This window comes from Marinihelvus fidelis, assembly GCF_008725655.1.
Taxonomy (GTDB): domain Bacteria; phylum Pseudomonadota; class Gammaproteobacteria; order Xanthomonadales; family SZUA-36; genus Marinihelvus; species Marinihelvus fidelis.
This window is the reverse complement of the sequence record NZ_VYXP01000002.1, coordinates 135796-161962: the sequence shown is the minus strand read 5'-3', so window position 1 is coordinate 161962 and position 26167 is coordinate 135796. Positions and strand designations below refer to the sequence as shown.

Annotated in this window: 24 protein-coding genes, 3 tRNA genes and 1 other RNA gene; 18 read left to right on the top strand and 10 right to left on the bottom strand. The window is 62.7% G+C overall.

The annotated features are described in order from the left end of the window. Positions 1-60 precede the first annotated feature (60 nt). Positions 61-2430 carry a phosphoenolpyruvate synthase gene (gene ppsA / locus F3N42_RS02155; protein WP_150862744.1) on the bottom strand — a complete coding sequence of 790 codons (2370 nt, stop codon included), beginning with the start codon at positions 2428-2430 and terminating at the stop codon, positions 61-63. A 100-nt stretch (positions 2431-2530) separates the two neighbouring features. On the opposite strand from ppsA, the gene ppsR reads away from it, so the two are divergent. After that, positions 2531-3346: a posphoenolpyruvate synthetase regulatory kinase/phosphorylase PpsR gene (gene ppsR / locus F3N42_RS02150; RefSeq protein WP_150862743.1), complete on the top strand. Its 816-nt coding sequence runs from the start codon at positions 2531-2533 to the stop codon at positions 3344-3346. A 105-nt stretch (positions 3347-3451) separates the two neighbouring features. Then, positions 3452-3961 carry a DUF1249 domain-containing protein gene (locus F3N42_RS02145; RefSeq protein WP_150862742.1) on the top strand — a complete coding sequence of 170 codons (510 nt, stop codon included), beginning with the start codon at positions 3452-3454 and terminating at the stop codon, positions 3959-3961. A gap of 74 nt (positions 3962-4035) precedes the next feature. Here the strand turns inward: F3N42_RS02145 and F3N42_RS02140 are convergent. Both F3N42_RS02140 and F3N42_RS02135 read right to left on the bottom strand, forming a co-directional pair. Then, positions 4036-4111: transfer RNA gene (locus tag F3N42_RS02140), tRNA-Glu, on the bottom strand. A 2-nt stretch (positions 4112-4113) separates the two neighbouring features. Beyond that, a tRNA-Ala gene (locus F3N42_RS02135) sits at positions 4114-4189 on the bottom strand. A 181-nt stretch (positions 4190-4370) separates the two neighbouring features. Here F3N42_RS02135 and F3N42_RS02130 point away from each other — a divergent pair. From F3N42_RS02130 to recR, 5 genes are all read left to right on the top strand, one after another. Then, positions 4371-5483, top strand: coding sequence for a bifunctional chorismate mutase/prephenate dehydrogenase (locus tag F3N42_RS02130; RefSeq protein ID WP_150862741.1), 1113 nt, complete (start codon positions 4371-4373; stop codon positions 5481-5483). Between the two features lie 63 nt (positions 5484-5546). Then, positions 5547-5644, top strand: an RNA gene (gene ffs, locus F3N42_RS02125) — signal recognition particle sRNA small type. Between the two features lie 66 nt (positions 5645-5710). Next, positions 5711-7369, top strand: a complete 1659-nt coding sequence (dnaX, locus tag F3N42_RS02120; RefSeq protein WP_150862740.1) for a DNA polymerase III subunit gamma/tau — start codon at positions 5711-5713, stop codon at positions 7367-7369. A gap of 18 nt (positions 7370-7387) precedes the next feature. Next, positions 7388-7711 carry a YbaB/EbfC family nucleoid-associated protein gene (locus F3N42_RS02115; protein ID WP_150862739.1) on the top strand — a complete coding sequence of 108 codons (324 nt, stop codon included), beginning with the start codon at positions 7388-7390 and terminating at the stop codon, positions 7709-7711. 10 nt (positions 7712-7721) lie between these two features. Continuing rightward, complete coding sequence (gene recR, locus F3N42_RS02110) at positions 7722-8327, top strand: recombination mediator RecR (protein WP_150862738.1); 606 nt, start codon at positions 7722-7724, stop codon at positions 8325-8327. Between the two features lie 41 nt (positions 8328-8368). Here recR and F3N42_RS02105 read toward each other — a convergent pair whose 3' ends face one another. After that, positions 8369-8656, bottom strand: a complete 288-nt coding sequence (locus F3N42_RS02105; protein ID WP_150862737.1) for a ComEA family DNA-binding protein — start codon at positions 8654-8656, stop codon at positions 8369-8371. A gap of 204 nt (positions 8657-8860) precedes the next feature. Between F3N42_RS02105 and F3N42_RS02100 the strand changes: the two genes are divergently transcribed. Continuing rightward, positions 8861-9100 (top strand): hypothetical protein, encoded by a 240-nt coding sequence (locus F3N42_RS02100; RefSeq protein ID WP_150862736.1) that lies wholly within the window; start codon positions 8861-8863, stop codon positions 9098-9100. A gap of 246 nt (positions 9101-9346) precedes the next feature. Here the strand turns inward: F3N42_RS02100 and sbcB are convergent, their stop codons facing one another. Then, the gene (gene sbcB / locus F3N42_RS02095) at positions 9347-10807 is read right to left on the bottom strand and encodes an exodeoxyribonuclease I (protein ID WP_150862735.1); all 1461 of its coding nucleotides are present in this window, start codon (positions 10805-10807) and stop codon (positions 9347-9349) included. Positions 10808-10889: 82 nt separating this feature from the next. Here sbcB and tesB point away from each other — a divergent pair, with 82 nt between their 5' ends. Further along, a complete protein-coding gene (tesB, locus tag F3N42_RS02090) occupies positions 10890-11825 on the top strand; it encodes an acyl-CoA thioesterase II (RefSeq protein ID WP_150862734.1) in 936 nt (311 codons plus the stop codon). 68 nt (positions 11826-11893) lie between these two features. Further along, on the top strand, positions 11894-12490 hold the full coding sequence (locus F3N42_RS02085) for a lytic transglycosylase domain-containing protein (RefSeq protein WP_224784634.1): 597 nt from the start codon (positions 11894-11896) through the stop codon (positions 12488-12490). On the opposite strand, the gene dnaE is transcribed toward F3N42_RS02085, so the two are convergent. Both dnaE and F3N42_RS02075 read right to left on the bottom strand, forming a co-directional pair. Continuing rightward, positions 12491-15955: a DNA polymerase III subunit alpha gene (gene dnaE / locus F3N42_RS02080; RefSeq protein ID WP_150862732.1), complete on the bottom strand. Its 3465-nt coding sequence runs from the start codon at positions 15953-15955 to the stop codon at positions 12491-12493. An 84-nt stretch (positions 15956-16039) separates the two neighbouring features. Continuing rightward, positions 16040-16858 (bottom strand): hypothetical protein, encoded by an 819-nt coding sequence (locus tag F3N42_RS02075; RefSeq protein WP_191621183.1) that lies wholly within the window; start codon positions 16856-16858, stop codon positions 16040-16042. Positions 16859-16967: 109 nt separating this feature from the next. Here F3N42_RS02075 and F3N42_RS02070 point away from each other — a divergent pair. Beyond that, positions 16968-17042 (top strand) — tRNA-Val (locus F3N42_RS02070). 277 nt (positions 17043-17319) lie between these two features. Here the strand turns inward: F3N42_RS02070 and F3N42_RS02065 are convergent. From F3N42_RS02065 to F3N42_RS02055, 3 genes are all read right to left on the bottom strand, one after another. Then, positions 17320-18003 (bottom strand): helix-turn-helix domain-containing protein, encoded by a 684-nt coding sequence (locus tag F3N42_RS02065; protein ID WP_150862730.1) that lies wholly within the window; start codon positions 18001-18003, stop codon positions 17320-17322. Between the two features lie 54 nt (positions 18004-18057). Beyond that, complete coding sequence (locus F3N42_RS15875; protein WP_150862729.1) at positions 18058-18264, bottom strand: helix-turn-helix domain-containing protein; 207 nt, start codon at positions 18262-18264, stop codon at positions 18058-18060. Positions 18265-18468: 204 nt separating this feature from the next. Next, positions 18469-18873 carry a MerR family transcriptional regulator gene (locus F3N42_RS02055; RefSeq protein ID WP_150862728.1) on the bottom strand — a complete coding sequence of 135 codons (405 nt, stop codon included), beginning with the start codon at positions 18871-18873 and terminating at the stop codon, positions 18469-18471. Between the two features lie 112 nt (positions 18874-18985). On the opposite strand from F3N42_RS02055, the gene F3N42_RS02050 reads away from it, so the two are divergent. The 7 genes from F3N42_RS02050 to F3N42_RS02020 all read left to right on the top strand — a co-directional run bounded on the left by F3N42_RS02050 (position 18986) and on the right by F3N42_RS02020 (position 26067). Continuing rightward, a complete protein-coding gene (locus F3N42_RS02050; protein ID WP_150862727.1) occupies positions 18986-19339 on the top strand; it encodes a mercuric transporter MerT family protein in 354 nt (117 codons plus the stop codon). 8 nt (positions 19340-19347) lie between these two features. After that, positions 19348-19683, top strand: a complete 336-nt coding sequence (locus F3N42_RS02045) for a heavy-metal-associated domain-containing protein (protein WP_191621182.1) — start codon at positions 19348-19350, stop codon at positions 19681-19683. A 9-nt stretch (positions 19684-19692) separates the two neighbouring features. After that, positions 19693-20010 carry a hypothetical protein gene (locus tag F3N42_RS02040; protein WP_150862725.1) on the top strand — a complete coding sequence of 106 codons (318 nt, stop codon included), beginning with the start codon at positions 19693-19695 and terminating at the stop codon, positions 20008-20010. Between the two features lie 64 nt (positions 20011-20074). Then, positions 20075-20449 (top strand): hypothetical protein, encoded by a 375-nt coding sequence (locus F3N42_RS02035; RefSeq protein ID WP_150862724.1) that lies wholly within the window; start codon positions 20075-20077, stop codon positions 20447-20449. Positions 20450-20623: 174 nt separating this feature from the next. Next, the gene (locus F3N42_RS02030; RefSeq protein WP_191621181.1) at positions 20624-21793 is read left to right on the top strand and encodes a TolC family protein; all 1170 of its coding nucleotides are present in this window, start codon (positions 20624-20626) and stop codon (positions 21791-21793) included. Then, positions 21790-22947 (top strand): efflux RND transporter periplasmic adaptor subunit, encoded by a 1158-nt coding sequence (locus tag F3N42_RS02025; protein ID WP_150862722.1) that lies wholly within the window; start codon positions 21790-21792, stop codon positions 22945-22947. The genes F3N42_RS02030 and F3N42_RS02025 overlap by 4 nt, the downstream gene beginning before the upstream one ends. 9 nt (positions 22948-22956) lie before the next feature. Next, entirely contained in the window at positions 22957-26067 is a 3111-nt protein-coding gene (locus F3N42_RS02020) for an efflux RND transporter permease subunit (RefSeq protein WP_150862721.1), read from the top strand. Positions 26068-26167: the final 100 nt, after the last annotated feature.

Below are 26167 nucleotides of genomic sequence, written 5' to 3'. Positions count from 1 at the left end.
AAGGGCTCCTTCGAAGGAGGTTTTCCCTACTCACTACTCACCACTCACTACTCACCAGGTTCAGCTAGCCGAGGCCTTAGCCAACTTCAGCCACGTATCCAACACCGTATCCGGATTCAGCGAGATGCTCTCGATGCCCTGTTCGACCAGCCACTGGGCCAGGTCGGGGTGATCGGAGGGGCCCTGGCCGCAGATGCCAACGTACTTGCCCTTCGCGCGGCAGGCGCTGATGGCCATGGCAAGCATCTTGCGCACGGCCGGGTCGCGCTCGTCGAATTTGTCGGCGATCTCGGCCGAATCGCGGTCCAGGCCCAGGGTCAGCTGGGTCAGGTCGTTGGAGCCGATGGAGAAGCCGTCGAAGTGTTCCAGGAACTCGTCGGCGAGCAGGGCGTTGGACGGCAGTTCGCACATCATGATGACTTTCAGGCCGTTTTCGCCGCGGACCAGGCCAAAGTCAGCCATGGTTTCGAGTACCGCGCGGCCTTCGTCCAGGGTGCGCACGAACGGCACCATGGCCCAGACATTATCCAGGCCCATTTGCTCGCGCACGTATTTCAGCGCGCGGCACTCAAGCTCAAAACAGTCGCGGAAGTGCGGGGCGACGTAGCGCGAGGCGCCGCGGAAGCCCAGCATCGGGTTCTCCTCGTCCGGTTCGTAGCGCGGGCCACCCACCAGGTTGGCGTACTCGTTTGACTTGAAGTCGGACAAGCGCACGATCACCGGGTTCGGTGCGAAAGAGGCGGCGATGGTGGCGATGCCTTCGACCAGGCGGTCGACGTAGAAGCTGACCGGGTCGGCGTAGCCGGCCATGCGGCGGTCGATCTCGGCGCGGGTCTCACGGTCCTGGTCGTCGTAGTCCAGCAGCGCGCGTGGGTGCACGCCGATCATGCGGTTGATGATGAACTCCAGCCGCGCCAGGCCGACCCCGTGGTTCGGGATGGCGGCGAAATCGAAGGCGCGGTCCGGGTTGGCGACGTTCATCATCACCTTGACCGGTGCTCCCGGCAGGTCTTCCAGGTCGTCGTTCTGCACCTTGAAATCCAGTTCACCATCATAGACAAAGCCGGTATCGCCCTCGGCGCAGGACACGGTGACGGCCTGGCCGTCGCGGATGCGGTCGGTGGCATCGCGGCAGCCGACCACGGCCGGGATACCCAGCTCACGGGCGATGATGGCCGCGTGGCAGGTGCGGCCGCCACGGTTGGTGACGATTGCCGCGGCGCGCTTCATCACCGGCTCCCAGTCGGGGTCGGTCATGTCGGTGACCAGCACGTCGCCTTCGCGCACCTCGTTCATGGTGTCAATGGAATCGACCACGCGGGCCACGCCGGCACCGATCTTCTGGCCGATGCTGCGGCCTTCGCACAGTAGCGGGCCTTCGCCTTCCAGCCGGAAGCGCTCCAGCTGGGTGGCCGCGGCGCGGCTGCGAACGGTTTCCGGACGGGCCTGGACGATGTACAGGCGGCCGTTGCGGCCATCTTTCGCCCACTCGATGTCCATCGGCCGGCCGTAGTGTTCCTCGATGGTCAGGGCCATTCTTGCCAGGGCCTCGACGTCTTCATCGGTGATGGAGAAGCGGGCCTGGTCGGCAGCCTCGACCGACTCGACGCGCACACCGGCGCCATCTCCGTCGAAGGTCATGCGCTGCGCCTTGCTGCCCAGGTTGCGGCGCAGAATGGCGGGCTTGCCGGCGCGCAGCGAGGGCTTGAAGACATAGAACTCGTCCGGGTTCACAGCGCCCTGGACCACCATTTCACCCAGTCCCCAGGCCGATGTGATGAACACTGCATCAGAGAAGCCGGACTCGGTATCGATGGTAAACATCACGCCGCTGGCGGCGAGATCGGAGCGCACCATCGACTGGATGCCGGCTGACAGGCTGACATCGGCGTGCTCGAAGCCCTGGTGGACGCGGTAGGCGATGGCGCGGTCGTTGTAGAGCGAGGCGAACACGGCGCGGATCTTCTCCAGCACCTCGTCCAGTCCACGCACATTCAGGAAGGTTTCCTGTTGGCCGGCGAACGAGGCGTCCGGCAGGTCCTCGGCGGTGGCGGAGGAACGCACGGCGACTTCGGGCTCGACGCCGGTACGCTCGACCAGGGCGTCCCAGGATACCCGGATCGCATCTTCGATGGCGGGCGGGAAGGGTGTTTCCATGACCCAGTCGCGAATCTGGCGGCCGGTGCGGGTGAGCGCCTCGATGTCGTCGGTGTCGAGTCCTTCAAGGGCGCCGGCGATGCGCTGGTCCAGCCCGGACTGAGCGATGAATTCCTGGAAGGCCGCCGAGGTGGTGGCGAAGCCGCCCGGCACCTCGATGCCGAGCTCGGAAAGCTGCGTGAGCATTTCGCCCAGTGAAGCGTTCTTGCCGCCCACTTGCGGCAGGTCCTGCATGCGGGTTTCGTGCAACCAGGCGATGTAGTTTTGGGTCACGCTGCGCCACCATTCCGATCCTGAGGAAACGGCATTCTAACTGTCACAGTGAGGCCGTGCAGGTGTGATAACGTTGTCAAAACCGACATCAATTACCGATATGAAGCGAACCGTGTTCTTCATCTCCGATGGTACCGCTATCACCGCGGAAACCCTCGGCCACAGCCTGATCACCCAGTTTCCCGGTGTCGAGTTCGACCAGGTGCGCATGCCGTTTGTCGATGACCTGGAGAAATGCGGCGCCGCGGTCAAGGCCATCAACCAGGCCAGCCAGCGCGATGGCGCGCCGGCCATCGTCTTCAACACCATCGTCGATGAGTCACTGTGCTCGGTCATCAATGCCAGCGAGGGCGTCATGCTGGACCTGTTCGCCACGTTCCTGTCGCCGATGGAGCAGGCGCTGGGTGTGGCCCACGAGCCTACCGTCGGCCGTGCACACGGTGTCGCCAACCTTGACCGCTACGAGCATCGCATGGAGGCCACAAACTACGCGATGAATCACGATGACGGTGTCAGCGTGGATTTCCGCGATGCCGACCTGGTGCTGGTGGGCGTATCACGGTGTGGCAAGACGCCCACCTGCCTGTACATGGCACTGCACTTTGGCGTGCGTGCGGCCAACTACCCGCTGACGCCGGAAGACCTGGACGAGATGCGCCTGCCATCGTTTTTGCGTCGCTACCGGCACAAGCTTGTGGGGCTCAGCATCGACCCGGAACGGCTGTCGCAGATCCGCCAGACCCGTAAGCCTGACAGCCGCTATGCGTCACCGCGCCAGTGCCGCATGGAAGTCGACGCGGCCGCCAACCTGTTACGCATGGAAGGCATCACCACGTTCGAAACCACGCACGCGTCGATCGAGGAAATTGCCAGCCGGGTGCTGCTGCAGTTGGGCATGCAGCGGGAGATGTTCTGACGGGATCAAGGGGCGGTGCCCACGGGAAATGTGGGTCACGGTCTTACATTCTGCCACGGCAGGGTCGCCTACCGTCAAGATTTGGCCGCGTGATATTCTCGTCCCATGGTTTCATTCCGCGACAGCCATGGCGTCCTGCGACGCCCGAGACTGAAAAACCTGCAGCGTGCGCAGGAGGAGATCTATCGCCAGTTGCAGCTGTTGATGCCCGAGGCCGTCGCGCATCACGATACCTTCGCGTCGCGCGTCGATGGCTCGCCGGAGCTGCGCCTGGAGTTGCTGGAACGGCATCCGTACACCCACTTCGTTCGCCTGACCTATCTTTTTGGCGATGAGCGCCGTCAGCGCCTGGCCCCGGACGCGCACATCCGCGTGTATCACGATGCCCGAATCGCCGAGGTCACGGCCTTCGATTCCGTGCAGGGCTTCAATCGCACCGCCCACCCCTGGTACCCGGTGCTGCCGCTGGTGCAGCGGGCCTGGCGCGAAAACGTCGCGCTGGAGAAGTGGCTGGGCTACCTGCTGGGCCAGGGGCACCGATTTGACACGATGACGGCCGTTGACAGCGCCATTCCGACGGCGGAAAAGACCGCCCGTGTAGCGGCGCCGGCCTGACCCGGGTGTTCCTGCCCGTTCAGCGGGCATAAAAAAAGGCCGCTCATTTCTGAGCGGCCTTCTTGCTGGAATAGTGGCGTCCCCACGGGGATTCGAACCCCGGTTGCCGCCGTGAAAGGGCGGTGTCCTAGGCCTCTAGACGATGGGGACACTGGTGGAGCCAGGCGGGATCGAACCGCCGACCTCTACAATGCCATTGTAGCGCTCTCCCAGCTGAGCTATGGCCCCAGCAAGGCGCGGTATGTTACTGGCACCCCCGGGGGGTGTCAATCACATTTTAGCGGTTTTTTTCAGATCACGTCATGTTGGCCCGGGCGCGGTCGCCAGGCGGCTCCTGGCGGTTGCATCCGGGGCCCGTGCCGCTTAAGTTTCCGGTTTCGCGAACACCGCCGTACTGCTGGAAAGATTGATGGCCGAAGAACCCAGGGAAATACCGGAACGACTGCAGGAGCTGCGCCAGCGGCTCGACGAGATCGACACCCATATCGTCAACCTTGTGGCAGAACGCCAGGGCGTGGTGTCCGCCATTGGCGAGTTGAAGCAGAACACCGGCACGCCGCTGCGTCACTATGAGCGCGAGCGCGAGGTCATCGAGCGCGGCATGGCGCGGGCGGAATCGCTGGGTCTGTCGGGCGACGTGGCCCGCGAGATCCTGGAAACGCTGATTCACTACTCGCTGGGCAAGCAGGAACATGACCAGTGGGTGCAGTCCGACCACGGCCAGGGCCGGCATGCGCTGGTCATTGGTGGTGGTGGCCGCATGGGTCACTGGATCGCCCGTTACCTGGACACTGTCGGCTACCTGGTGGAGATTTCCGACCCGGCCGCCGGCGATACGCCGTTCACCAATATCGATGACTGGGAAAGCTGCGTTGACCGGTTCGACGTGGTGGTGGTGGCCGCACCGCTGCGCCCCAGTAATGCCATCCTGGCCCGTATTGCCGAGTTGAAGCCACCCGGCCTGGTGTTCGATATTGGCTCGCTGAAAAGCCCGATGCGACCGGGGCTGGAAGCCGTGCGCAGCGCCGGCTGCCGGGTCTGTTCGGTGCACCCGATGTTTGGCCCAAACGAGGTTGGACTTTCCGGCCGGCATATCTTGTTCGTGAACGTCGGGCACGATGAGGCCGTCGGCGACGCGCTGGCGCTGTTCGCGCATACCGCGGCCGACTGCGTGGAACTGAGCCTGGAAGAGCACGACGAGGTGATGGCCTGGGTGCTCGGCCTGTCGCATATCGTCAATATCGCCTTCGCCAGTGCGCTGGCCGACAGTGGCGAGGCGGTGCCGATGCTGGAGAACATTTCGTCCAGCACGTTCAACGCCCAGCTGAAGGTCGCCGCGCAGGTGGTGTCGGAGAACCCGCACCTGTATTACGAGATCCAGCAAGGCAATGAGAAAACGCCGGAAGTCGTCGCCGCCTTCCGTGACGCCCTTGACCGGCTGGCCGGAGCCGTCGCCGGTGGAGACGAGCCGGCCTTTGCCGAGTCCATGGCCCGCGCCAATGGCCGCTTGAACCCCCGGTAGCGTTGCGGCACAATGCCCGCCCGTCGCGCCGCCAGGCGACGCGATGGTATCCATGGTGACCCCTGTCGGTCGCCCCGCGGCGACGCGTTGTGAACCCCGTCAGGCCCGGAAGGGAGCAGCGGCAACAGCGTTAGTCGGGCGCCGGGGATTGGCGGGCAGGGGTTGCCTCCACCATCTGCTATAGTGGTTCACCTTTCTCTTCCGGCAGTCGTGGCAAACAACATTCGATGAGTTACCAGGTCCTGGCCCGCAAGTGGCGGCCGAAATCCTTCGATCAACTGGTTGGGCAGGCCTCGGTCGTGCAGGCGCTGGTCAACGGCCTGGACAATGACCGGGTTCACCACGGCTTCCTGTTCACCGGCACCCGCGGTGTCGGCAAGACCACCATCGCGCGCATCTTCGCCAAGTGCCTGAACTGCGAGCAGGGCATGACATCGTCACCCTGCGGCGAATGCAGCGCCTGTGTCGCCATCGACGAGGGCCGCTTCCAGGACCTGCTGGAAATCGACGCCGCGTCGCATACCGGTGTCGACAACATGCGCGAGCTGAATGATTCGGCGCACTTCATGCCGGTCAGTGGCCGCTTCAAGGTCTACCTGATCGACGAGGTGCACATGCTCTCTGGCGCCAGCTTCAACGCGCTGTTGAAGACGCTGGAAGAACCGCCGCCGCATGTGAAGTTCATCCTCGCCACCACCGACCCGCAGAAGATCCCGGTGACGGTGCTGTCGCGCTGCCTGAAGTTCAACCTGCGGCACCTGTTGCCGGAGCAGATCAGCGGCCAGTTGACCCATATCCTGGAGACCGAGGATATCGAGTTCGAGGCGGCCGCGATTGACCGTATTGCCCGCGCGGCGGCCGGCAGCATGCGCGACGCCCTGAGCCTGCTGGACCAGGCCATTGCCCATGGTGGTGGCGCGGTGCGTGACGATGACGTTGCCCTGATGATGGGCAGTGTCGATCACGACCACGTGGCCCGGATCATCGGCGCGCTGGCCGATGCCGATGCCGCTGCGTTGCTGGATGTGGTCGCGGAACTTTCGACCCAGTCCCGAGACCTTAAGTCGGTTTTGAACCACCTGGCCGAGGCCCTGCACCGTATCGGGCTGGTTCAGTTGGTCCCCAAGTACCGTGATCCTGATCGTGCGGACTGGGATTCGATTGCCGCGCTGGCACCCCGGCTGTCTCCGGAAGACGTGCAGTTGTTTTACCAGGTGGCCATTGAGGGCGCGCGTGATATTGACGCCGCGCCCGATGCGCGTACCGGGCTGGAGATGGCCCTGCTGCGCATGCTGGCGTTTCGCCCCGTCGATGTCGACGATGTGGCCAGGTCAGGTGGTTCCGCGCCGCCGGCAGCCACCCGTCAGGGCGCGCCCGGTGGTGTGGCGGAACCACGCCCGGCCGCACCGGTGGAGGCGCAGCCCAGGCCCGCCGCAAAAGCCGCTACCGTCGCCGAAGAGCCATCTCCCGTGACCACGGCGAAGAATGAACCCCGGCAGGACCCGGAAGCGCGTGAGTGGCACCGCCTGTTTGAGCGGCTGGAACTGCGCGGCGCGGTCCGTGAACTGGCGCGTAATATCCAGCTCGATTCACGCAATGGGGCGGCGTGGCGTTTCCTGATTCCGGATACTGTCGAGCACCTGGGCACAGGCTCCCTGGTTGGCCAGTTGCAGTCGGCGATGTCCAGCCAGCTGGGCCACGAAGTGGACCTGTCACTGGAAACCAGCACCGGCGCCGTGCTGACCCCTGCGGCCGTGGATGAGCAGGCGACCATTCGGCGTCGCAGCGAAGCCGAGAAGGCCATTGCCGATGATCCGACCGTCCAGGCATTGAAGGCGCGCTTCGGCGCCACCATTGTTGAAGACACCATTCAACCCCTGCAGTAGGCAGGGCGAGGGACTGAAATCGTGAAAGGCAATATCGCCGGGCTGTTGCAGCAGGCCCAGAAAATGCAGCAGGAAATGCAGCGTGCCCAGGAAGAACTGGCTAAGCTGGAAGTCACCGGCCAGGCCGGCGGCGGCATGGTCGAGGTGCGCATGAACGGCAAGCACGCGGTGCTTGGCGTGCGCATCGATCCCAGCATGGCCGACGATGTCGAAATGCTGGAAGACCTGGTGACCGCGGCGGCCAACGATGCCGTCAACCGCATCGAGGCGGCACAGAAGGAGCAGATGGCCGATGTGGCCGGTGGGCTCAACCTGCCGCCCGGGTTCAAGATGCCGTTCTGACCCGCCGTTGATGCAAGACAACCTGCTCGGATCCCTGGTCGACGCGCTGCGTTGCCTGCCTGGCGTCGGCCCGAAGTCGGCCCAGCGCATGGCCTTGCACCTGCTCGAACGGGACCGGGAAGGCGGCCGGAACCTGTCCCGGGTCATGGCCGAGGCCATGGAGCGCATCGGTCGCTGCACGCGCTGTCGCGACCTCACCGAGCGCGAACTCTGCTCAATCTGTTCCGATACCCGCCGCGATGATGGCCTGCTGTGCATCGTCGAGTCGCCGGTCGATGTCCTGGCGATCGAGCAGGCGACCGCGTTTCGCGGCCGCTATTTTGTCCTTTTGGGACGGTTATCCCCCCTGGACGGCATCGGCCCCGAGGAACTCGGCCTCGACATGCTCGAGGAGCGGCTGGACACGGAACCACCGCAGGAACTGATCGTTGCAACCAACCCAACGGTGGAGGGCGAGGCCACGGCCTATTACCTGCACAAGATGGCGGAAGCACGTGGGATCAGTGTGTCTCGCATCGCCCACGGCGTACCGCTGGGCGGCGAACTGGAATACATCGACCAGACCACGCTGGCGCATGCCTTCGGCAGCCGCCAGTCCTTCACGCCGGGGCGCTGATCCACAGCGCCCGGCGCGCTCCCTGTAGTGCCCCCTCGGGTCTAACCCGACGCCGGCTTCTTCGGCTTCGGCGCCGCGGTCAGGATGTAGTCGCGGTTCTTGTCCACGGTGCTCAGGCCAATGCCCTTGACCTTGACCAGCTCGTCGGCGTGTTTGAAATCGCCGTTGGCTTTCCTGTACTCGACGATGCGCTCGGCCTTGGACGGCCCGACGCCGTCCAGTGACGTGGCCAGCTCCTCGGCGTTCGCCGTGTTGATGTTGACCGGCTGGCCGGCCAGGCAATGCGTGGCCAGCAACAGGCCGGGCAAGAGTTTAAGCAGGAACTTCATGATCCACCCCCAGGTGATACGTCAGTGCCGGGTCCGGATGACCCGGTTGAGGGCAGGTTAGCGCTGGCCGGCATCCCGGCGCGTCGGGCAAATACCCTGTTTGGATGTCAGAAAATTGCGGTTTCTGAAGCCGAGGAATGCGTCTCTCAGGTTTTGAGAAGGGGGTGTTGTCCAATAGCCTCGAAGCAACCCGAGGAACGCAACATGAAAGACCGCAATGACCTGGTCGGCAAGACCATCTCCGGAATCATCGCCGCGCCGGGCCATGAGGGCAGCCCGAACCGTATCTGGATGCTGCAGTTCACTGATGGCACCCACGTTGAGTTTGTCTCGCCCAGCGCACGGCGGACGCTGGAACGCATCACGAATGCCCGTGGACGGCGTGGACGGGCCGGTACGGAGCAGGCCATGGTGAGCCCGCAACTGGCCCTAAATGTCGCCTGAGAAGGGCATTTTTTACGTTATCCACATATTCTGTGGATAACCCTGTGGGCAAGGCGTCCGCGCCTGAACGGGGGCGGGTTGGTGTCCATTTTGTTCAAAAATTGACCAACGCGTTTTGATTTAAAAAATCAGTCACTTACGAGCGGCCGGCCGGCCTGGCCGGGCTCAATGCAGTGTCACCACTTTGTCATACCGACAATCATGGACTTGTGCATAAACAGTTCGACTGACTTGGAGAAAGCCGCGCTAAGTCGTTGAATGTTTGTCAGCGCCCAGGGTCGAGGACAACTTGTCAACCCATTGATCGAGTTCATCCAACAGGCGCTGCCTGGCCGGGTCGTCGCCGACCTCGTCACGGGCCCGGGCGAGTTCAACGCTAAACGTTTCAAATCCTGACATTTTCGGGCTGGGCGGAGACGTCAGGCGTCGTCGGCAATCGTCCAGCCAGCGGGCGGTTTCTTCCGCATTCAGTGTCTCCGGGAAGTTTCTCGCGCGGAAGCGGAACAACATTTCCGGCAGGCGCCGGTCGTCAAAGCGCCATTCCCGCGTACCCAGTTCCGCGGCGGGAGTTCGCGATATCTCCGCCATTCGCGCGCGGTCGGCGCCGGAGAAGAACCCGCCGGTGTACAGCGACGCGTCCGGGTCACCGGGCGGCGCCGGCGGTGGGGGTGAGAAGACGTCACGCATCTTTGAGCGAATTTCCGCCAGGTGCGGCATGATGCGCCGGGCATTGGCCAGGGCGTCTGCGCTGTCCATGCCGATTCGATCCTCGTCGAACGAGCCCAGCATAGCGACCGGGGAGACCATCGGCAGGCGGTTGCAGGCCACCGTCATCAGGGGGATTCGTGGTTCGTCGTCGCCAAGGTCGGCAGCAGAGCTGAACACTCGCCGTGACAGTTCATCCGCGGGCAGGGTGAGCAGCGGTTCCGGATCGACGGACAGGTCGTAGACCACCACCTGCTGGGGTCGCTCGGGCACATCCGCCAGCGGCAGGACCAGCGTGGTGCAGCCGCGACTGGCCGGGATCATTGACTGGGTTAGCAACAGCGGCGAGGGCGGGTCAGCCTTCAGCATGCGCGCGCAGAACGCCTTGTCACGCAGGCGCAGCGCCCAGTCCCACAGGCGCGGCTGGGCGCGGCGCACCAGGGCGGCCAGCGCGATGGTGCCGCGGACATCCTCCAGTGCATCGTGGGGCGCATCATGCACCAGGGCATTGGCGGCGGACAGGTGCTCCAGGCGGAAGCTGGGTACGCCGGGTTCACGTTCGGGCCATTCGATGCCGTCCGGGCGCAACGCGTAACACATGCGCACCACGTCAATCAGGTCGAAGCGGGAATTGCCGTCCTTGTACTCGCGCGCGTACGGCTCGATGAAGTTGCGGTGCAGCATGAATCGGGTGAACTCGTCATCGAACCGCAGGTTGTTGTAGCCGGCGACACAGGTGCCGGGCTCGGCCATTTCCGCATGGATGCGGCGGGCGAATTCGGCCTCCACCATGCCGGCGCGTTCGGCCCGTTGTGGCGTGATGCCGGTGACCAGGCTGGCGCCGGGGTGGGGCAGGGCATCGATGGGTGGCTTGCAGAACCAGTTCACCGGCTCGCCAATCTCGCGTAGTTCATCATCGGTGCGGATGGCGGCGAACTGGGCCGGGCGGTCGTGGGCGGGATCGGTGCCGAAGGTCTCGTAGTCGTGCCAGAGAAAACTCATGGCTGGGGTACACTGCGTCGCATGCCGACATGGTAAATGAAACGGCCCCCGTCGGGGGGCAGGGACAAGAGGCCAGGACCCGATGAGTGACACCGACAGTGAGCACGTTTGTTACCGCGCCGATGAAGACGGCGAGCGGCACTCCGCCGAGGAATTGCTGGCACTAATCCGCCCGCAACCGCTGGAGGTCAACCTGTTCCGTGGCGAGAGCCGCGATATCGGCACGCCGCGCGTGTTCGGCGGCCAGGTGCTGGCCCAGGCCCTGCTGGCGGCCAGCGAGACCGTGGAGCCGGGGCGCCTGGCGCATTCGTTGCACGCCTATTTCCTGCGCGCCGGCGACCCGGAATCGCCCATCGTTTACAGCGTCGACCGCAGTCGTGATGGCCGCAGTTTCTCCGCGCGCCGCGTGGTGGCCATCCAGCACGGCCAGCAGATTTTCACGCTGTCGGCATCGTTCCAGGTGCCGCAGGGCGGCGTCGACCACCAGTTCGACATGCCGGATGTGCCGGGCCCGGACGACATTGTCCCCGGCGAAGCGTTGTCGCCGGAGCGCCTGGAACAGGTGTCGCGCAAGCTGCATCGCTGGTTCAATCGCTTCGGGCCCTACGAGATCCGCCCGGTGGACATATACGACCCCTTCCGCCCGGAGCCCCGGCCACCGCGCCAGCGCGTCTGGTTCCGCATCAACGGTGATGTCGGTGACGACCCGGTGCTGAACCGCGCATTGCTGGCCTACGTCTCGGATTTCCACCTGGTGAGCACGGCGACGCTGCCGCATGGCATCAGCCTGCTCAAGGGCAATGTGCTGATGGCCAGCCTGGACCATGCCATGTGGTTTCACCGCGAGTGCCGGCTCGATGACTGGCTGCTGTATGACTGTGACAGTCCCAATGCCGGCGGCAGTCGCGGTCTGGCCCGCGGCATGATCTACGACCGCCAGGGCCGCCTGGTGGCCAGCACGGCGCAGGAGGGCATGATCCGCGTGGTGGAACCGCCCGGGGGCGGCGATGTCCCATAAAATCATCTAGAATCGGGGCCAGGTGCCATGAGGGTACGGCTATGACGCAAGGGAAGCGGACAATCAGGATGCTGGCCATGATGGCCGGACTGTTGCTGGCCTCAACGGCCGGCGCGCAGATTTACAAGTACACCGATGCCAACGGCATCGTTCACTACACCAACACCAAGCCGCCCACCGACCAGGCCTACGCCACGTTCCGGTTCCCCTGCTACGCGTCCGACCCCAAGTGCAGTCGCAAGGTGAACTGGGAGAATGTGCCGCTGATGACCTCGCTGTTCCGCCAGGAGATCAGCGATGCCGCGACCCGATTTGCGGTCGAGGAGCCGCTGATCCGCGCCATCATCCATGCCGAGTCCGCCTACCGCGTAGACGCCAAGTCGCCGAAAGGCGCCCAGGGCCTGATGCAGCTGATGCCGGCCACGCAGGCTGAACTCAGCGTCGCCGACCCCTACGACCCAGCCGGCAACATTGCCGGCGGCACGCAGTATCTTTCACGGATGCTGGAGCAGTTTGGTGGCGATATCGACCTGGCCACGGCCGCGTATAACGCCGGCCCCGGCGCCGTGCAGCGCCATGGCGGCATTCCGCCCTATGATGAGACCCGCGAGTACGTTCGCAGGATCAAGATTCTCTACCGGCGCTACCGCTCTGCCGGCGCCTGATCAGTAAACCAGCCGCGCCGCGAGCACGGCGTCGAGTTCGCCCAGCGCGGCCACCAGTTCCTCGCACGGCCGTACACGCCATTCCTCACCCAGTTGCAGGCTGGCCCGCGCGCGCGGGTTGCGGTACTCCACGTACACGGTGCCGGCGCCGTCGCGGTAGGGCGCGAAGGTGGACGCCAGCAGGCCGGGCAGTTCCTCGTCCGGGCCCTGTACCGAGAACGACACGCCGCGGGCGAAGCGCGACTTGGCCTCGGCCAGTGACATCACCCGGCTGGCGCTCATACGGTAACCGCCACTGAAGTCATCGGCCGATACGCGGCCCTCGACCACGACCATCTCGTCCTTGCCCAGCAGGTCGGCGTAGCGCGAAAAGGCGTCGTCGAACAGCGCCACTTCGACCCGGCCGCCGTGGTCCTCGATGGTGACAAACTGGCCGCGGTTGGTGCGCCGTTGCGCCGCTACAAGGCCGCCCAGGGTCATCTCCACCGCGCGGCCGCGGCGACCTTCCTCGTTGGGCGGTACCAGGTTGCCCACCTTGCCCAGCTGGCAGGTCGTGAAACGCTCAAGATCGCGCTGGTGCACCTGCGTGGGATGGCCGGTTAGGAACAGGCCCAGGGCCTCTTTCTCGGCAAACAGGCGCTGCAGTTCCGGCCAGGGCGGGCAGTCGGGGATATCCACGGAAATGCCGGTCGACTCTCCACTGGCGGCGCCGAACATATCGGACTGGCCGGCCTCGCGGTCGCGTTGTGACTGCTCGGCGGCGTGCAGCACCGTGTCCAGCGCGTTAAGCATGCGCGCGCGGTTGCCGTCCGCGTCCAGCGGGTCCATGGCCCCGGAGCGCACCAGTGTCTCCAGCGCGCGCCGGTTGACCTTCTGCAGGTCGACGCGGTCGCAGAAATCCGGCAGGTCGGTAAAGGGACCCCTGGCCTCGCGCTCGGCGATGATCGACTCGATGGCGGAGCGCCCCAGGCCCTTCAGCGCACCCAGCCCGTAGCGGATGCGCGCGTCATCGATCACCGTGAACGGGAACATCGAGCGGTTGATGTCCGGTGGCACCACGCCCAGGTTCATGGCCCGGCACTCGTCGATCATGAAGCCGACCTTGTCGGTGTTGTCCATGTCCGCCGACAGCACCGCGGCCATGAAATCGGCGGGGTAGTGCGCCTTCAGCCAGCCGGTCTGGTAGGAGATCAGCGCGTAGGCGGCCGAATGCGACTTGTTGAAGCCGTAGCCCGCGAAGGTCTCCATCTGGTCGAAGATGAAGCTGGCGGTCTTCTCCTCGATCCCGCGCTCGACCGAACCGTTGACGAAGATCTCGCGCTGCTTGGCCATCTCCTCGGGCTTCTTCTTACCCATGGCGCGGCGCAGGATGTCGGCGTCGCCCAGTGAGTATCCGGCCATCTCCTGGGCAATCTGCATCACCTGCTCCTGGTACAGGATGACGCCGTTGGTCGGCACCAGGATGTCGCGGACCTTTTCGTGCGGCACGCTGACCTTTTCCTGGCCGTGCTTGCGCTTGATGTAGCTGTCGACCATGCCCGACTCCAGCGGACCGGGGCGGAACAGCGCCACCAGGGCGATGATTTCCTCGAAGCTGTCGGGCTGCAGCTTGCGGATCAGCTCCTTCATGCCGCGCGATTCCAGCTGGAAGACGGCGGTGGTCTGGCAGGCGCGCAGCAGGCGGAACGTGACCTCGTCATCCAGCGGCAGCGCCTCCAGGTCGAGCGGCTCCAGGCCCTCGGCCTCGCGGCGGGCGTTGATGGTCTGCGTGGCCCAGTCGATGATGGTCAGTGTGCGCAGGCCCAGGAAGTCGAACTTCACCAGGCCCACCGACTCCACGTCGTCCTTGTCGAACTGCGTTACCACGCCGCCGCCGCCCGGTTCGCAGAACAGCGGTGAGAAATCCGTCAGCGCCGACGGCGCGATGACCACGCCGCCGGCGTGCTTGCCGGCGTTACGGGTCAGGCCCTCCAGCGACAGCGCCAGGTCCAGCACTGCGCGGGTGTCTTCTTCCTCGTCGTAGCGGCGGCGCAGTTCCGGCTCGGCCTCCAGCGCCTTGCTCAGCGTGATGCCCAGTTCCAGCGGCACCAGCTTGGCGATGGAGTCGACAAAGCCGTAGCCGTGCCCCAGCACACGGCCGGCATCGCGCACCACGGCCTTGGCGGCCATGGTGCCGTAGGTGATGATCTGGCTGACCTGGTCGCGGCCATAGCGCTGCGCCACGTAGTCGATGACGCGGTCGCGTTTTTCCATGCAGAAGTCGACATCGAAGTCGGGCATGGACACGCGCTCGGGGTTCAGGAAGCGCTCGAACAGCAGGTCGTACTTCAGCGGGTCCAGGCCGGTGATACCCAGCGCCCAGGCGACCACCGAGCCGGCGCCGGAACCGCGGCCCGGGCCCACCGGCACGTCGTTGTCCTTGGCCCAGCGGATGAAGTCGGCGACGATCAGGAAATACCCCGGAAAACCCATCGAGATAATGACGTCGAGCTCGGTCTCCAGGCGCTCGAGGTATTCCTCGGCGGTGCGGCCTTCGGACGGGCCATAGGTGTCCAGCAATTCCGCCAGGCCCTCGGCGGACACGCGGCGCAGGAAGTCGTTGACCGACTCGCCCTCCGGGGTGGGGAAGTCGGGCAGGAAGTACTCGCCGAAGGTCAGCTCCAGGTTACAGCGCCGGGCGATCTCGACGGCGTTGTCCAATGCCTCGGGCAGGTCGCTGAACAGCGCCTGCATCTCTTCGGGCGACTTCAGGTACTGCTGGTCGGAATAGCGCTGTTCGCGGCGCTTGTCGGCCAGCAGCCGGCCCTCGCGGATGCAGACGCGTGCCTCGTGGGCCTCGAAATCGGCGCTGTCGATAAAGCGCACGTCGTTGGTGGCCACCACCGGTAGCTGCAGCTCCGCCGCCAGCGCCAGCGCCAGTGGCTCGTACAGTTTCTCGCCCTCGCGGCCGGTGCGCTGCACCTCGATGTAGAAACGGTCCGGAAAGTCCCGAGCCCAGCCGGCCGCCAGCGTGCGCGCACGCTTGGGGTGATTGGCGAGCAGCGCCATGCCGATGTCGCCCTCGCGCGCCGCCGACAGCGCGATCAGCCCCTCGGCATGCGCGCTGACCCACTCGCGGGTCAGGTAGGGCACGCCGTGCTCCTGGCCTTCAAGGTAGCCCAGGCTCAGCAGCCGGCACAGGTTCAGGTAGCCACCGCGGTCCTGCGCCAGCAGCACCAGGCGGGAAGGGTGTTTCGGGTCGTCCGGGTTGTGCAGCAGTACATCGGCGCCGACGATGGGCTTCAGCCCCGCCGCCACCGCCTGGCGGTAGAACTTCACCAGTGCGAACAGGTTGTTCTGGTCTGTGATCGCCACGGCCGGCATGCCGGACTCGCGTGTCTTCGCGATCAGCGGTTTCAGCCGCAACGTGCTGTCCACCAGGGAGTATTCGGAGTGCAGGTGCAGGTGGACGAAAGTGTCGGTCATCGGGTCAGTCGAAAGCGGGTTCCGGGGCGGCGTCATCGCGCCCGGAGATTATAGCGCCCGCGACCGGGCAGGGGGCGGCCGGGATCACTCCAGCGCGTCGCGCATGGCCATCTCGATCCGCTCGCGCTGCTGCTTCTCGTTGAGGTTGGATTCGAGGTCGTACAGCGCGTCCAGGTAAGCCTGGTCCCAGGCGGTCAGCCCGAACATCGCACCCGGACGCCGCTCGCGCTCGAACATCGACAGCACCGAGGTCTTCGCGTGCCGACGTGTCTGCGAGGGACTGGTCAGGGCGACCATGGCCAGGTAGTCCGCGATCTCGCGCACATCGAAACCCGCCAGCGCGGTATTGTCGACCACGACCAGCATCAGGCTGAAGGCTGGCGTAGTGGCCTGGCGAATGCGCGAGTTCATCAGCCCGCAGCCCTCGCCGCATTCATTGACGATATTCACCCAGCGCACCGGCGCGTCGCTGTCGGCGAATGCGACCAGCTTGCCGCGCCCACCCGTGCCCAGCGCCACCGTGTAGGTGTCGGCCAGCTGCGCCGCCGTGGCGTCCGCTTCCGAGCTGAAAATGATCGTCAGTTTGGGGTCGCAACGCTTCGGCGCCGGGTCCAGGTCCAGGGCCTCGGTCAATGCCGCGATACGCCGGCTGATCATCTCCGCGTGCTCCGGCAGCACGCCGATCACCGAGGTGCAGACGTAGGTCATCCACCGCGCCAGCTGGTCCGTCGGCCCGGCCTCCGACAGCGTGCGCACATAGACCTGCAGTTCGTCCCAGCGCTGCCCCTGGACCAGCACTTCTTCCTGGTCAGTGGCCTCGTCATGGGCACGCGCGCCATTCGTCAATACGGCAAGGGTCGTGATGGCCAGTACAGCCAGGCCCCGCGCCAGGTTCATCGTCATTTCACGGCATCCACGTGTTCGGAAAAAGCGGCTCAAAAGCAGTTTCATTATATTCGCGCATGGGGTACACTGCGCGGCCCCTGCGGGCTTCAAGCCCCGCAGATCGAGTGGGCGCGTAGCTCAGCGGTAGAGCACTACCTTGACATGGTAGGGGTCACTGGTTCGATCCCAGTCGTGCCCACCACTCAATATCAGTAACTTACGAATTTAGAAGTGTTATACAGGCCTTTTTTAGTGCTTGTACCCGTATTTGTACCCGCAAATAACTTTACCGCACGCCCTTTGCATGGCACATGTGACCGTGATCCGGGAAGCTGGTCACCGCAATCAACGGCTACGTGCCCACAATCATGCAGGTGAAATCGGATGGCCGCCAGCGAACTCAAGCTGTGTCGTCATCGCTGTTTGACACGCTGGACTGCATCTGGTCGACAAATAGGTAGAAATCTGTGGCGGGCAGGTCAGTTGATCTCAATTTCCCTTTTAACGCGAATGCGGGCTTTGTCGTGATCCTGGCATTTCGCTGCCTCGACGAGTAACTCGCGCGCTACGTCGTTACCCCGAATTCTTATGAGCTTGGAAATCAGAGCCCCGTTACCTTCGCCCATGGCCTGCTCGCCAATATCGAATAGCCCAACAATTTCATCGTTGTTGCCATACCTATTCGGTGCGACTGATTCTGAAACTGGTTCAGTGGAATCGGAATGTTGATTATCTCTACCTGTTAAATACCCTGTTGGGGTCGCACCATGCGACTGTGGTCCCGGCACTGGGCGACCTTGGTTCTGACAAATGCGACCATGGTCGTTGTTATAAGTGGTTGCACCATGCGACTGTGGTGCCTTGTCGAAATTGATACTGTATTCGGTTGCGAATTGACCACCAGTGTCCCTTCGACGTTGCTTGGGGTGGTTTTTTGTAATTAAACCGTCTTCGGCGAGTTTGGCTACGCTTCGTATCACTGTAGAACGGTGAAATCCGGTGTCCTGCGCGATTCTGTCCAGCGAAGGGAACGCGATTTTCCGTTTATAATTCCATCGGTGTGCAAGGTATACGAGAACGGCCCTTTCGGCGGAACTCAATTCCAGTTCACAGCCCCAAAGAATTGCCCATTCTTGTCTCTCACCTGGGCGCTTCGGGTTCATCTGAATGCCGTTGTCTACGCGTACTCGTTCGCCCAGTAAAGCGCGAGCTCTAGGTCAGCCGCCACCGTGAAAGGGTTTGTTGGCACTCTCGTGCCGTTCGACTTCCTTAGCCCTTATGCGCCATTCTCGGCCAACTCGAAATGCGGGAAGATTACCGCCAGAAATCAGTCGTCTGATTGTTATCGGATGGCAACCCCAGCGTTGGCTGAGTTCATTGACGGTTAAAGCTTGTCTCCACTGGTCTGTATCGACGTTGTGCATCACTTACCTCATTGCAGCTTTAAACTGCCCAAGCAATCGTTAAGCACACAATGCTGCAAACTGTGGTCTGGTTGAGGGCAGATTAGAGTCGTGATACAGCCGGAATCTGCCCATTAGTGGTAGTGGAACGGATCATTAACCCAGGCATTGATACTATGGGCATTCGAAAACTGAACCGTATGCCAGCCGTGCCCACCACTCTTCCTAGGCATTCCATAGTTTTTCGACGATCGGGCAGTCCGGTACATCCTTGCCTGAACACTGGCTGGCCATATCCAATAGCGATCGTTCCATCCTCCGCAGATCGCGAATCTTCGATCGTATATCGGCAATATGGTCCCTTGTCTGGTCCAGGACCTCGCTGCAGGTATAGGCTCCGCCATCCACCAGTTCCAGCAGGCCGCGAATTTCATCCAGGTTGAAGCCCAGTTCACGGCATCTGCGGATAAATGAAAGACGCTTTACATGCGACTGGCCATAGAGTCTGTGGCCGCCACCTGACCGGGGCGGAGCGGGCATCAGTCCCTGTGTTTCGTAGTACCTGATCGTCTCGGGGTTGACGTCGGTCATGCTTGCCAGTTTTCCGCGCGTTATTGTTTCAGCTGCCATGGTTGAAATGATGCCTTGAACCTGTAGTTGCTACAGGTATTAAACTTATCGACCTGTGACGGGTTTGGCAACAAATCGGTTAGTAGTCCAGCCGCTGAAACTGGAGAACGCAATGGTGGATAGATCGAAACAATCCAGGCAGGCCACGGCGTTTGCAAGTGTGGCGGGAGCACTGCTCGCTTCGAGCTGTTGCGTTTTGCCTCTGGTGCTCGTTTCGCTCGGAATTTCAGGCGCGTGGATCGGAACCCTCAAGGTGCTCGAGCCTTACAAGTTCCTCATTGCCTTGTTTACCGGTGGTTTCCTGGTCGCAGGATTCTGGCTGGTTTACGGAAAGGCGACTGATGAATGTGAGGAAGAATGCCGCACACCGGTACGGGACCGACTGGTGAAGATTACACTTTGGGCTGCAGCCTGCCTGGTAATCATTTCACTGACGGTCAATATTTGGGCGCCGTATTTTTACTAGGAGAAGTCATGAACATTTTTCGCAGATTTTCTTTATTCACCGGGATGGCAATGACTCTGTTGGCTGCCAGTATGTTGCTTTTCAGCACCGTTAACGCAGGGCAGGATAATAAGGTGTCAGATGCTGCAACAACCACCCAGGCGTTCGCGGTCGAAAACATGACGTGCGCGACGTGTCCCATTACCGTCAAAGCGGCGATGAACAAGCTGGAAGGTGTGGTTTCCGTCAAGGTGGACCTTGAATCAGAGTCCGCCACGGTGGAGTACAACCCTGCCATTGTCAGCGCTGATGAAATCAGTGCCGCATCGACGAATGTCGGCTTTCCAACTTCCGTGCTCGATTGAATGACCGTGATGACGCCAGAGCTTACCGTCTCATTCCTCTATTTCGATGGCTGCCCTTTGGCGCCAAAAGCCCGGGACAACGTACTCGCCGCCATTGACCGAATCGAACCGGGTATCCAGGCGCACTTCGAGGAAGTGGACCTGATGGCCCCCGATACGCCGGATGACATCAAGCGCTGGGGTTCACCGACGATTCTCATCAACGGTGAGGACATCATTGGTGCGGAGCGTGGCAGCGCGTGTAGTTGTCGGCTATATGCCAGCGATGGTGGTGTGCCGACAACGCGGGAGATTGTGGCGGCCATCGACCGAACCCGATTCGGTTGACCTGGTCGCCGCAAGAGTTGCCCGCACTTCGAAATTGCGGAACTCACCTGACCCTGGATTGTCCATGGGTTTCACATCCGCCGTCAGGATCAGGCATACTTTGCCCGCCATGAAACTATTCGTCTGCCAAATCCTCGTGCTCTCCATGCTCGTCCTGGGCTTCGAGAGTTCGGCTGATATGGCGAACGATGGGCACCCCATCGACCCTGAAGGCAGCCATCACAGCGAAGTGATGCACGACTCACCGGCTGATCCAGATGGCGATCCGGAGCCGGATAACGAAAACTGTGAGCACTGCTGCCACGGTCATTGTGCCGGTATCGGCACTCGCGCGGCGGCGAATAGCATCGCATTCGCTGCCAGCGGCCATGCGCCGGGTCGCGCGCCGCACTACCAGAATTTCGCGCAAGCACCGCCAACTCCACCCCCGAACGCTTAATCATTTTCCAAGTTTGGATCGCGCACGCCGGCGCTTAGCTGGCGCGCGCGCCGATCGACTGTATCCGGAAGATGATTTATGCATATATGCCAACGTGGGCGCGCCCTGGTACTGGGTGCCCTGTTAATTGTTCCGTGGACGGCCAGCGCGGCTGAAACCACCACACCCAACGCCGTGAGCGCAGATCCGGCGCTCATTCACTTTGTCCAGTCCGTGGTTGATGCCAACCCGCGGGTACAGGCCGCCCGGTCCGCGCTCGAAGCGAGCGGGGCATACCGGGATGCGGCTTCGCGTCCGCTGTACAACCCTGAGTTGAGTTTCGAGGCCGAGAATGCCGCCGACAGGACGCGGGCACTCGGCATTAGCCAGACGTTCGACTGGGGCGGCAAGCGGGAAGCCCGCACCGACGTGGCCGAATCCGATCGCCTGGTTGTCGAGGCGGAATACCTCGCAGTGCGCTGGGCGGTCACCGTTGAGTTGCTGGACGGGCTCGCACAGCACCAGACCGACCAGGAGCGTACTGAACTGGCACGGTCGCGCGAAGCGCTGATGGACCGGTTCGTCGACCTGGCGCAACGCCGGTACGACGCGGGCGATCTTGCCCAGGTGGAGTTTGACCTGGCTCGCCTGACGGCAACGGATGCACGTATTCAAAGCGCCACGGCCGCCGCGGAACTTGCCGAGGCGCGACAGGTGGTTCGCAACCTGACGCCGCGGTCATCCGCCAGCGACCAGTGGCCAACGCTACCCGGCGCATTGCCGTCATTGCCTGAAAGCGCCGCCAACCCGGAAACCCTTGTGCTTGAGTTGCCGGAGGTGCAAACGGCGCGGCGAAGAGTCGAATCTGCCGCTGCGTTGGCCGAACTGCGACGCCGTGAACAACGACCGGACCCAACCCTGAGTGTTGCCGGCGGTGACGAAGATGGCGAGACCCTGATTGGCCTCAACCTGAGTATCCCCCTGTACATCCGTAACAACTTCAGCAACGAGGTGAGCGCCGCCCTGTCGCAGCGCAACCAGGCCGAACAAATGGCCGATGACGTCATGCGACGCGCCTATGCCCGGCTAACCAGCGCCGCCGAGCGCTATGAGCTCTCGCAGGGCGCCTGGGAAGCCTGGCAGGAGACCGGCAAGGCCAGCCTGGCGCGACAGACTGAGCAGCTGCAGCGGTTGTGGGAAGCCGGCGAGTTGAGCACCACGGATTACCTGGTTCAACTGACCGCCACACTCAATGTCCAGGAACATGCGCTCGATCTGCGTGAAACGCTGTGGCGCGCCTGGTTTGAATGGCTGCGGGCCTCAGGACAGGTTGATGCCTGGCTGGGCAGAGGCTTCGAACAATGAACACCCCCCGACTGATGATGGAGAGCAATCCGATGAATACCCTGAAACTTTGGGCGGTGTGCTTGTGCTTGGCACTGCCTGTCAACCTGTACGCACAGGAAACTGACCACGACGAACATGACGAGGAAGATGGTGGTGCCATTGAACTCACCGCCGAAGAGCAGCGCGGCGCCGGCATCGTGCCGGCCAGGGTGGGCCGGCGCGCATTGAGCGAAACCGTTCGCGTACCTGGCGAGGTCGTTATCAATGCTTACCGTTCTTCACGCGTCACATCGCGCATCACGGCGCAGGTGGTCGCGAGACACGTCACGCTTGGCGAACGGGTCGAAGAAGGCCAGGTGTTGGTGACGCTCTCAAGCGTTGAGATGGCCGAGGCGCAGGGCGCGCTGGTTGTCGCAGATTACGAATGGCAGCGCGTGAAGAGCCTGGGGCGCCAAACGGTCTCCGAACGCCGCTATACCGAAGCCCAGGTAGCACAACAGCAGGCCCTTGCGAAGGTCATTGCCTACGGCATGACTGAATCACAGGCGGCGGCACTGGCCCAGTCCGGTGACCCCGGCAAAGCGACCGGGGCGTTCGATATGTTGGCGCCGCAGGCAGGCACCGTGTTGCAGGACGACTTCATCGTCGGCGAGTTGATAGAACCCGGCCGGGTGCTGGTCGACATCACGGATGAGTCGGTGATGTGGGTGGAAGCGCAAACGACACCTGGCGGAGTGTCCGATATTGATGACGGCGCAACCGCACGGGTAAGCCTTGACGGCATCAACTGGCTGGAGGGAACCGTCATACAGCGCCATCACAGCCTGGACGAAACAACGCGCACCCAAGGTTTGCGTGTCGAGGTCGAAAACGTCGGTGATCAAATTCACCCTGGCCAGTTCGTGCAAGTCGAAATTGTGACCGCTACACGCGCGCCAGTGCTCGCCGTACCCAGTGCCGCGATAACGATGATTGAAGGGTCTCCTGCTGTTTTCAGGCTGGAGAACGGCCACGAGTTCCATGCGGGAAAAATCGAAACCGGCCCGACCGTGGGCGACTGGACCGTGGTCCTGGCGGGACTGGGCGAAGGCGATGAAATCGCGATCGATGGCGTATTTCATCTCAAATCACTGTTACTGAAGTCTTCGCTCGGCGAAGGCCACGCACACTAGGGGATTCCGATGCTTGAGAAACTCGTTGAAGCCTCGCTTCGCTACAAATTCCTGGTGCTGATCATTTTCGGCGTCGTGGCCTTCCTGGGTTGGCGCGCCGTGGTAACGGTGCCGATCGACGCCTTCCCGGACGTGACTCCGACCCAGGTGAACATTTACACCGAATCGCCCGGTCTTGCCGCAGAGGATGTCGAGCAGTTACTGACGTTCCCGATTGAGTCCGGCCTGGCGGGCCTGCCCGGGGTGCAGCAGATACGGTCCGTGAGTCTTTTCGGCCTGTCATACGTTGCCGTTTACTTTGAAGACGACATGGACATCTACTTTGCCCGCCGCCTGGTCATGGAGCGACTGCAGGAAGTCGGCGACCGTATCCCGGAAGGTTACGGCACACCGGAGATGGGGCCGAATACTTCGGGTCTTGGACAGGTCTTCTGGTACACCCTGGAGCGGGCCGATGAAAAGCTGAACAGTGATATCACCGACATGGACCTGCGCACGCTGCAGGACTGGAGCGTGCGCCTGATTCTGCGCACGGCGCCCGGTGTGGATGATGTCATGTCCTGGGGTGGGCAGGAGCGCCAGTACCAGGTCGTAATGGACCCGTTAAGCCTGATCAAATATGACCTGACCTTTACCGAAGTCATGGAGGTGATTGCCGCCAACAATCGCCAGGTGGGTGGGCAATACGTGAACCTCGGCGCCGAACAGTACCTGGTGCGCGGCCTTGGACTGGTCGCCAACGAGCAGGACATCGGCGACATGGTCATCAAGGTTGAAGACGGTACGCCGGTCTACCTGCGCGATATTGCCCAGATCAGGCAGGATGGCGCATTGCGTTTCGGGGCAGTCACGCGTGACGGCAAGGAAGTCGTGCTCGGGATGGCGCTTTCCCGCATCGGGGAAAATGCAGCGAACGTGGTTGATGCGGTGAAGGGCAAGGTCGATATCGTCAACGAGTCGTTGCCCGATGGCGTTACCTTGCGGCCGGTTTATGATCGCACCGACCTGGTTGACGAAGCCGTCGGTACGGCGGTCAGGGCCCTTATAGAAGGGTCGATCCTGGTGGCCATCGTGCTGTTCCTGTTCCTCGGCGAATTCCGTTCGGCGGTGGTGGTTATTGCCGCCTTGCCGCTGGCGATGTTGATCGCGTTCATCTTCATGGCCCAGGTGGGGCTGTCGGCGAACCTGATGTCGCTTGCGGGGCTGGCCGTCGGCATCGGCATGATGGTCGATGGCGCCGTGGTGATGGTGGAGAACGCCTTTCGCATCATGGCTGAGCGCAAGGCGTCGGGTGAGTCCGTCAACCGCAGCGCCGCCGTGCTTACGGCCGCGCGGGAAGTGGCCAGCCCAATTGCGTTCGCCATCATGATCATCATCGTCGTGTTTCTGCCGCTGTTCGCGCTGGAAGGCCTCGAAGGCAAGCTCTTCAAGCCGATGGCGTTCAATATCAGTTACGCGATGGCGGGCTCCCTGGTATTGACGTTGACGCTGATCCCGGTGCTGGCCGCGCTCATCCTCAAACCAAAGGAGGAGCGCGACACCTGGCTGGTTCGCGTCATTAAGAAGCGTTACCTGCCGCTGTTGGCCTGGTCGCTGGATCACAAAAAGGTGGTCGTCAGCAGTGCCGTAGGCCTGTTGGTCTTCAGCCTGGCGTTGTTTCCTTTCCTCGGCAAGGAGTTCATGCCGCAACTGCAGGAAGGATCAATCATGTGGCGCGTGACCTCGATTCCGTCGGCTTCTCTAGATCAGTCAATCGAAATCTCCAAGGACATCGAAAACGCGCTGTCCGGGTTCCAGGAAGTGGAAACGACGGTGGCCATGATCGGTCGCGCCGAGAAGGGCGAGACCGCCGACGTCAACTACATGGAGATCTACACCGAGCTCAAGCCACAGGACGAATGGACTGGCGGTCGTGACATTGGCGAATTGGCCGATGCCATGCAGGAAGAGCTTGAGGTGGTGGTCCCGACCGCCGTCGTGGCATTCACCCAGCCGATCCAGATGCGTGTCGAGGAGTTGATTTCCGGCGTACGCGCCACGCTTGCGGCCAAGATTTATGGTGAGGACCTGGCGGAACTGGATCGCTTAAGTGCGCAGGTCAAGGACGTCATCGCCGGCGTTGGTGGTGTCGCCGACCTCTCGCTGGAGGCGAATGTCGGCAAGCCGCAGATTCGCATCCAGGTCAGGCGTGACCAACTGGCACGCTACGGCCTGAACGCGGATGACGTGCTGTCCGTGGTGCGTACCGGGATTGGCAACGAGCCGGTGTCGACCCTGATCGATGGCGTGCGGCGTTTTGATATCACGGCGCGCCTGGACGACGAATCAAAGGCATCAGTGCAGTCGATTCAGCGTATTCCGCTCAAAACCAGCGGTGGTGCCATTGTGCCTCTGTCAGCCGTGGCGGATGTGACGGTGGCGGAGGGCTACTCTTTCGTGCGGCGCGAGCAACTGCAGCGCTATGCCGTCATCCAGATGGATGTGCGCGGCAGGGATGTCGACGGGTTCGTGCAGGACGCCAACGCCGCGATCGAGTCCCAGCTTGAATTGCCGCCGGGGTACTGGATCGAGTGGGGTGGCGCGTTTGAGAACCAGCAACGCGCACTGGCGCGATTGTCCGTCATTGTGCCGCTGACCATCTTCTTCATTTTTGTGTTGCTCTACACCGCGTTCAACTCGGTCAAGTACGCCACGCTGATCATCGCCAATGTTCCGTTCGCGACAATCGGCGGCCTGCTGGCATTGTTCGTGACCGGACAATATGTCTCCGTGCCATCGGCCATCGGCTTTATCGCCGTGTTTGGTGTCGCCATGCTCAATGGCATCGTGCTTGTCAGTTTCATCAACGAGTTGCGGGAGAAGGGGCAATCAATCGAGGAGGCCGTGCGCCACGGTGCGGAAATGCGTTTACGTCCCGTACTGATGACGGCGAGCGTAGCCATCCTTGGCCTGGTGCCCATGTTGCTCTCCAGCGGCGTCGGTGCCGAAACGCAGCGACCGCTGGCATCCGTCGTGGTGGGTGGATTAATTACCTCGACATTGCTGACGCTGGTGCTGCTGCCGGTGATCTACGAGTGGATGGAAACGCGCGCCCGGGCGTCCGCGCGAAGCGACGAATGACAAGGTCGTGACGGGTCATCTAGCAATCGGCAGCTACTGGCCCGTCACACCCGCCAGGGACCACCCTGGGTATCAACTTCAAGAGTTGCATTTTTTGGTG

What these genes read in the sequence shown, in the direction of transcription:
- ppsR (WP_150862743.1), top strand. Translation starts at nt 2,531, where the DNA reads ATGAAGCGAACCGTGTTCTTCATCTCCGATGGTACCGCTATCACCGCG.
- F3N42_RS02145 (WP_150862742.1), top strand. Translation starts at nt 3,452, where the DNA reads ATGGTTTCATTCCGCGACAGCCATGGCGTCCTGCGACGCCCGAGACTG.
- F3N42_RS02130 (WP_150862741.1), top strand. Translation starts at nt 4,371, where the DNA reads ATGGCCGAAGAACCCAGGGAAATACCGGAACGACTGCAGGAGCTGCGC.
- dnaX (WP_150862740.1), top strand. Translation starts at nt 5,711, where the DNA reads ATGAGTTACCAGGTCCTGGCCCGCAAGTGGCGGCCGAAATCCTTCGAT.
- recR (WP_150862738.1), top strand. Translation starts at nt 7,722, where the DNA reads ATGCAAGACAACCTGCTCGGATCCCTGGTCGACGCGCTGCGTTGCCTG.
- F3N42_RS02105 (WP_150862737.1), bottom strand. Translation starts at nt 8,656, where the DNA reads ATGAAGTTCCTGCTTAAACTCTTGCCCGGCCTGTTGCTGGCCACGCAT.
- F3N42_RS02100 (WP_150862736.1), top strand. Translation starts at nt 8,861, where the DNA reads ATGAAAGACCGCAATGACCTGGTCGGCAAGACCATCTCCGGAATCATC.
- sbcB (WP_150862735.1), bottom strand. Translation starts at nt 10,807, where the DNA reads ATGAGTTTTCTCTGGCACGACTACGAGACCTTCGGCACCGATCCCGCC.
- tesB (WP_150862734.1), top strand. Translation starts at nt 10,890, where the DNA reads ATGAGTGACACCGACAGTGAGCACGTTTGTTACCGCGCCGATGAAGAC.
- F3N42_RS02085 (WP_224784634.1), top strand. Translation starts at nt 11,894, where the DNA reads ATGCTGGCCATGATGGCCGGACTGTTGCTGGCCTCAACGGCCGGCGCG.
- dnaE (WP_150862732.1), bottom strand. Translation starts at nt 15,955, where the DNA reads ATGACCGACACTTTCGTCCACCTGCACCTGCACTCCGAATACTCCCTG.
- F3N42_RS02075 (WP_191621183.1), bottom strand. Translation starts at nt 16,858, where the DNA reads ATGACGATGAACCTGGCGCGGGGCCTGGCTGTACTGGCCATCACGACC.
- F3N42_RS02065 (WP_150862730.1), bottom strand. Translation starts at nt 18,003, where the DNA reads ATGAACCCGAAGCGCCCAGGTGAGAGACAAGAATGGGCAATTCTTTGG.
- F3N42_RS15875 (WP_150862729.1), bottom strand. Translation starts at nt 18,264, where the DNA reads ATGCACAACGTCGATACAGACCAGTGGAGACAAGCTTTAACCGTCAAT.
- F3N42_RS02055 (WP_150862728.1), bottom strand. Translation starts at nt 18,873, where the DNA reads ATGGCAGCTGAAACAATAACGCGCGGAAAACTGGCAAGCATGACCGAC.
- F3N42_RS02050 (WP_150862727.1), top strand. Translation starts at nt 18,986, where the DNA reads ATGGTGGATAGATCGAAACAATCCAGGCAGGCCACGGCGTTTGCAAGT.
- F3N42_RS02045 (WP_191621182.1), top strand. Translation starts at nt 19,348, where the DNA reads ATGAACATTTTTCGCAGATTTTCTTTATTCACCGGGATGGCAATGACT.
- F3N42_RS02040 (WP_150862725.1), top strand. Translation starts at nt 19,693, where the DNA reads ATGACGCCAGAGCTTACCGTCTCATTCCTCTATTTCGATGGCTGCCCT.
- F3N42_RS02035 (WP_150862724.1), top strand. Translation starts at nt 20,075, where the DNA reads ATGGGTTTCACATCCGCCGTCAGGATCAGGCATACTTTGCCCGCCATG.
- F3N42_RS02025 (WP_150862722.1), top strand. Translation starts at nt 21,790, where the DNA reads ATGAACACCCCCCGACTGATGATGGAGAGCAATCCGATGAATACCCTG.
- F3N42_RS02020 (WP_150862721.1), top strand. Translation starts at nt 22,957, where the DNA reads ATGCTTGAGAAACTCGTTGAAGCCTCGCTTCGCTACAAATTCCTGGTG.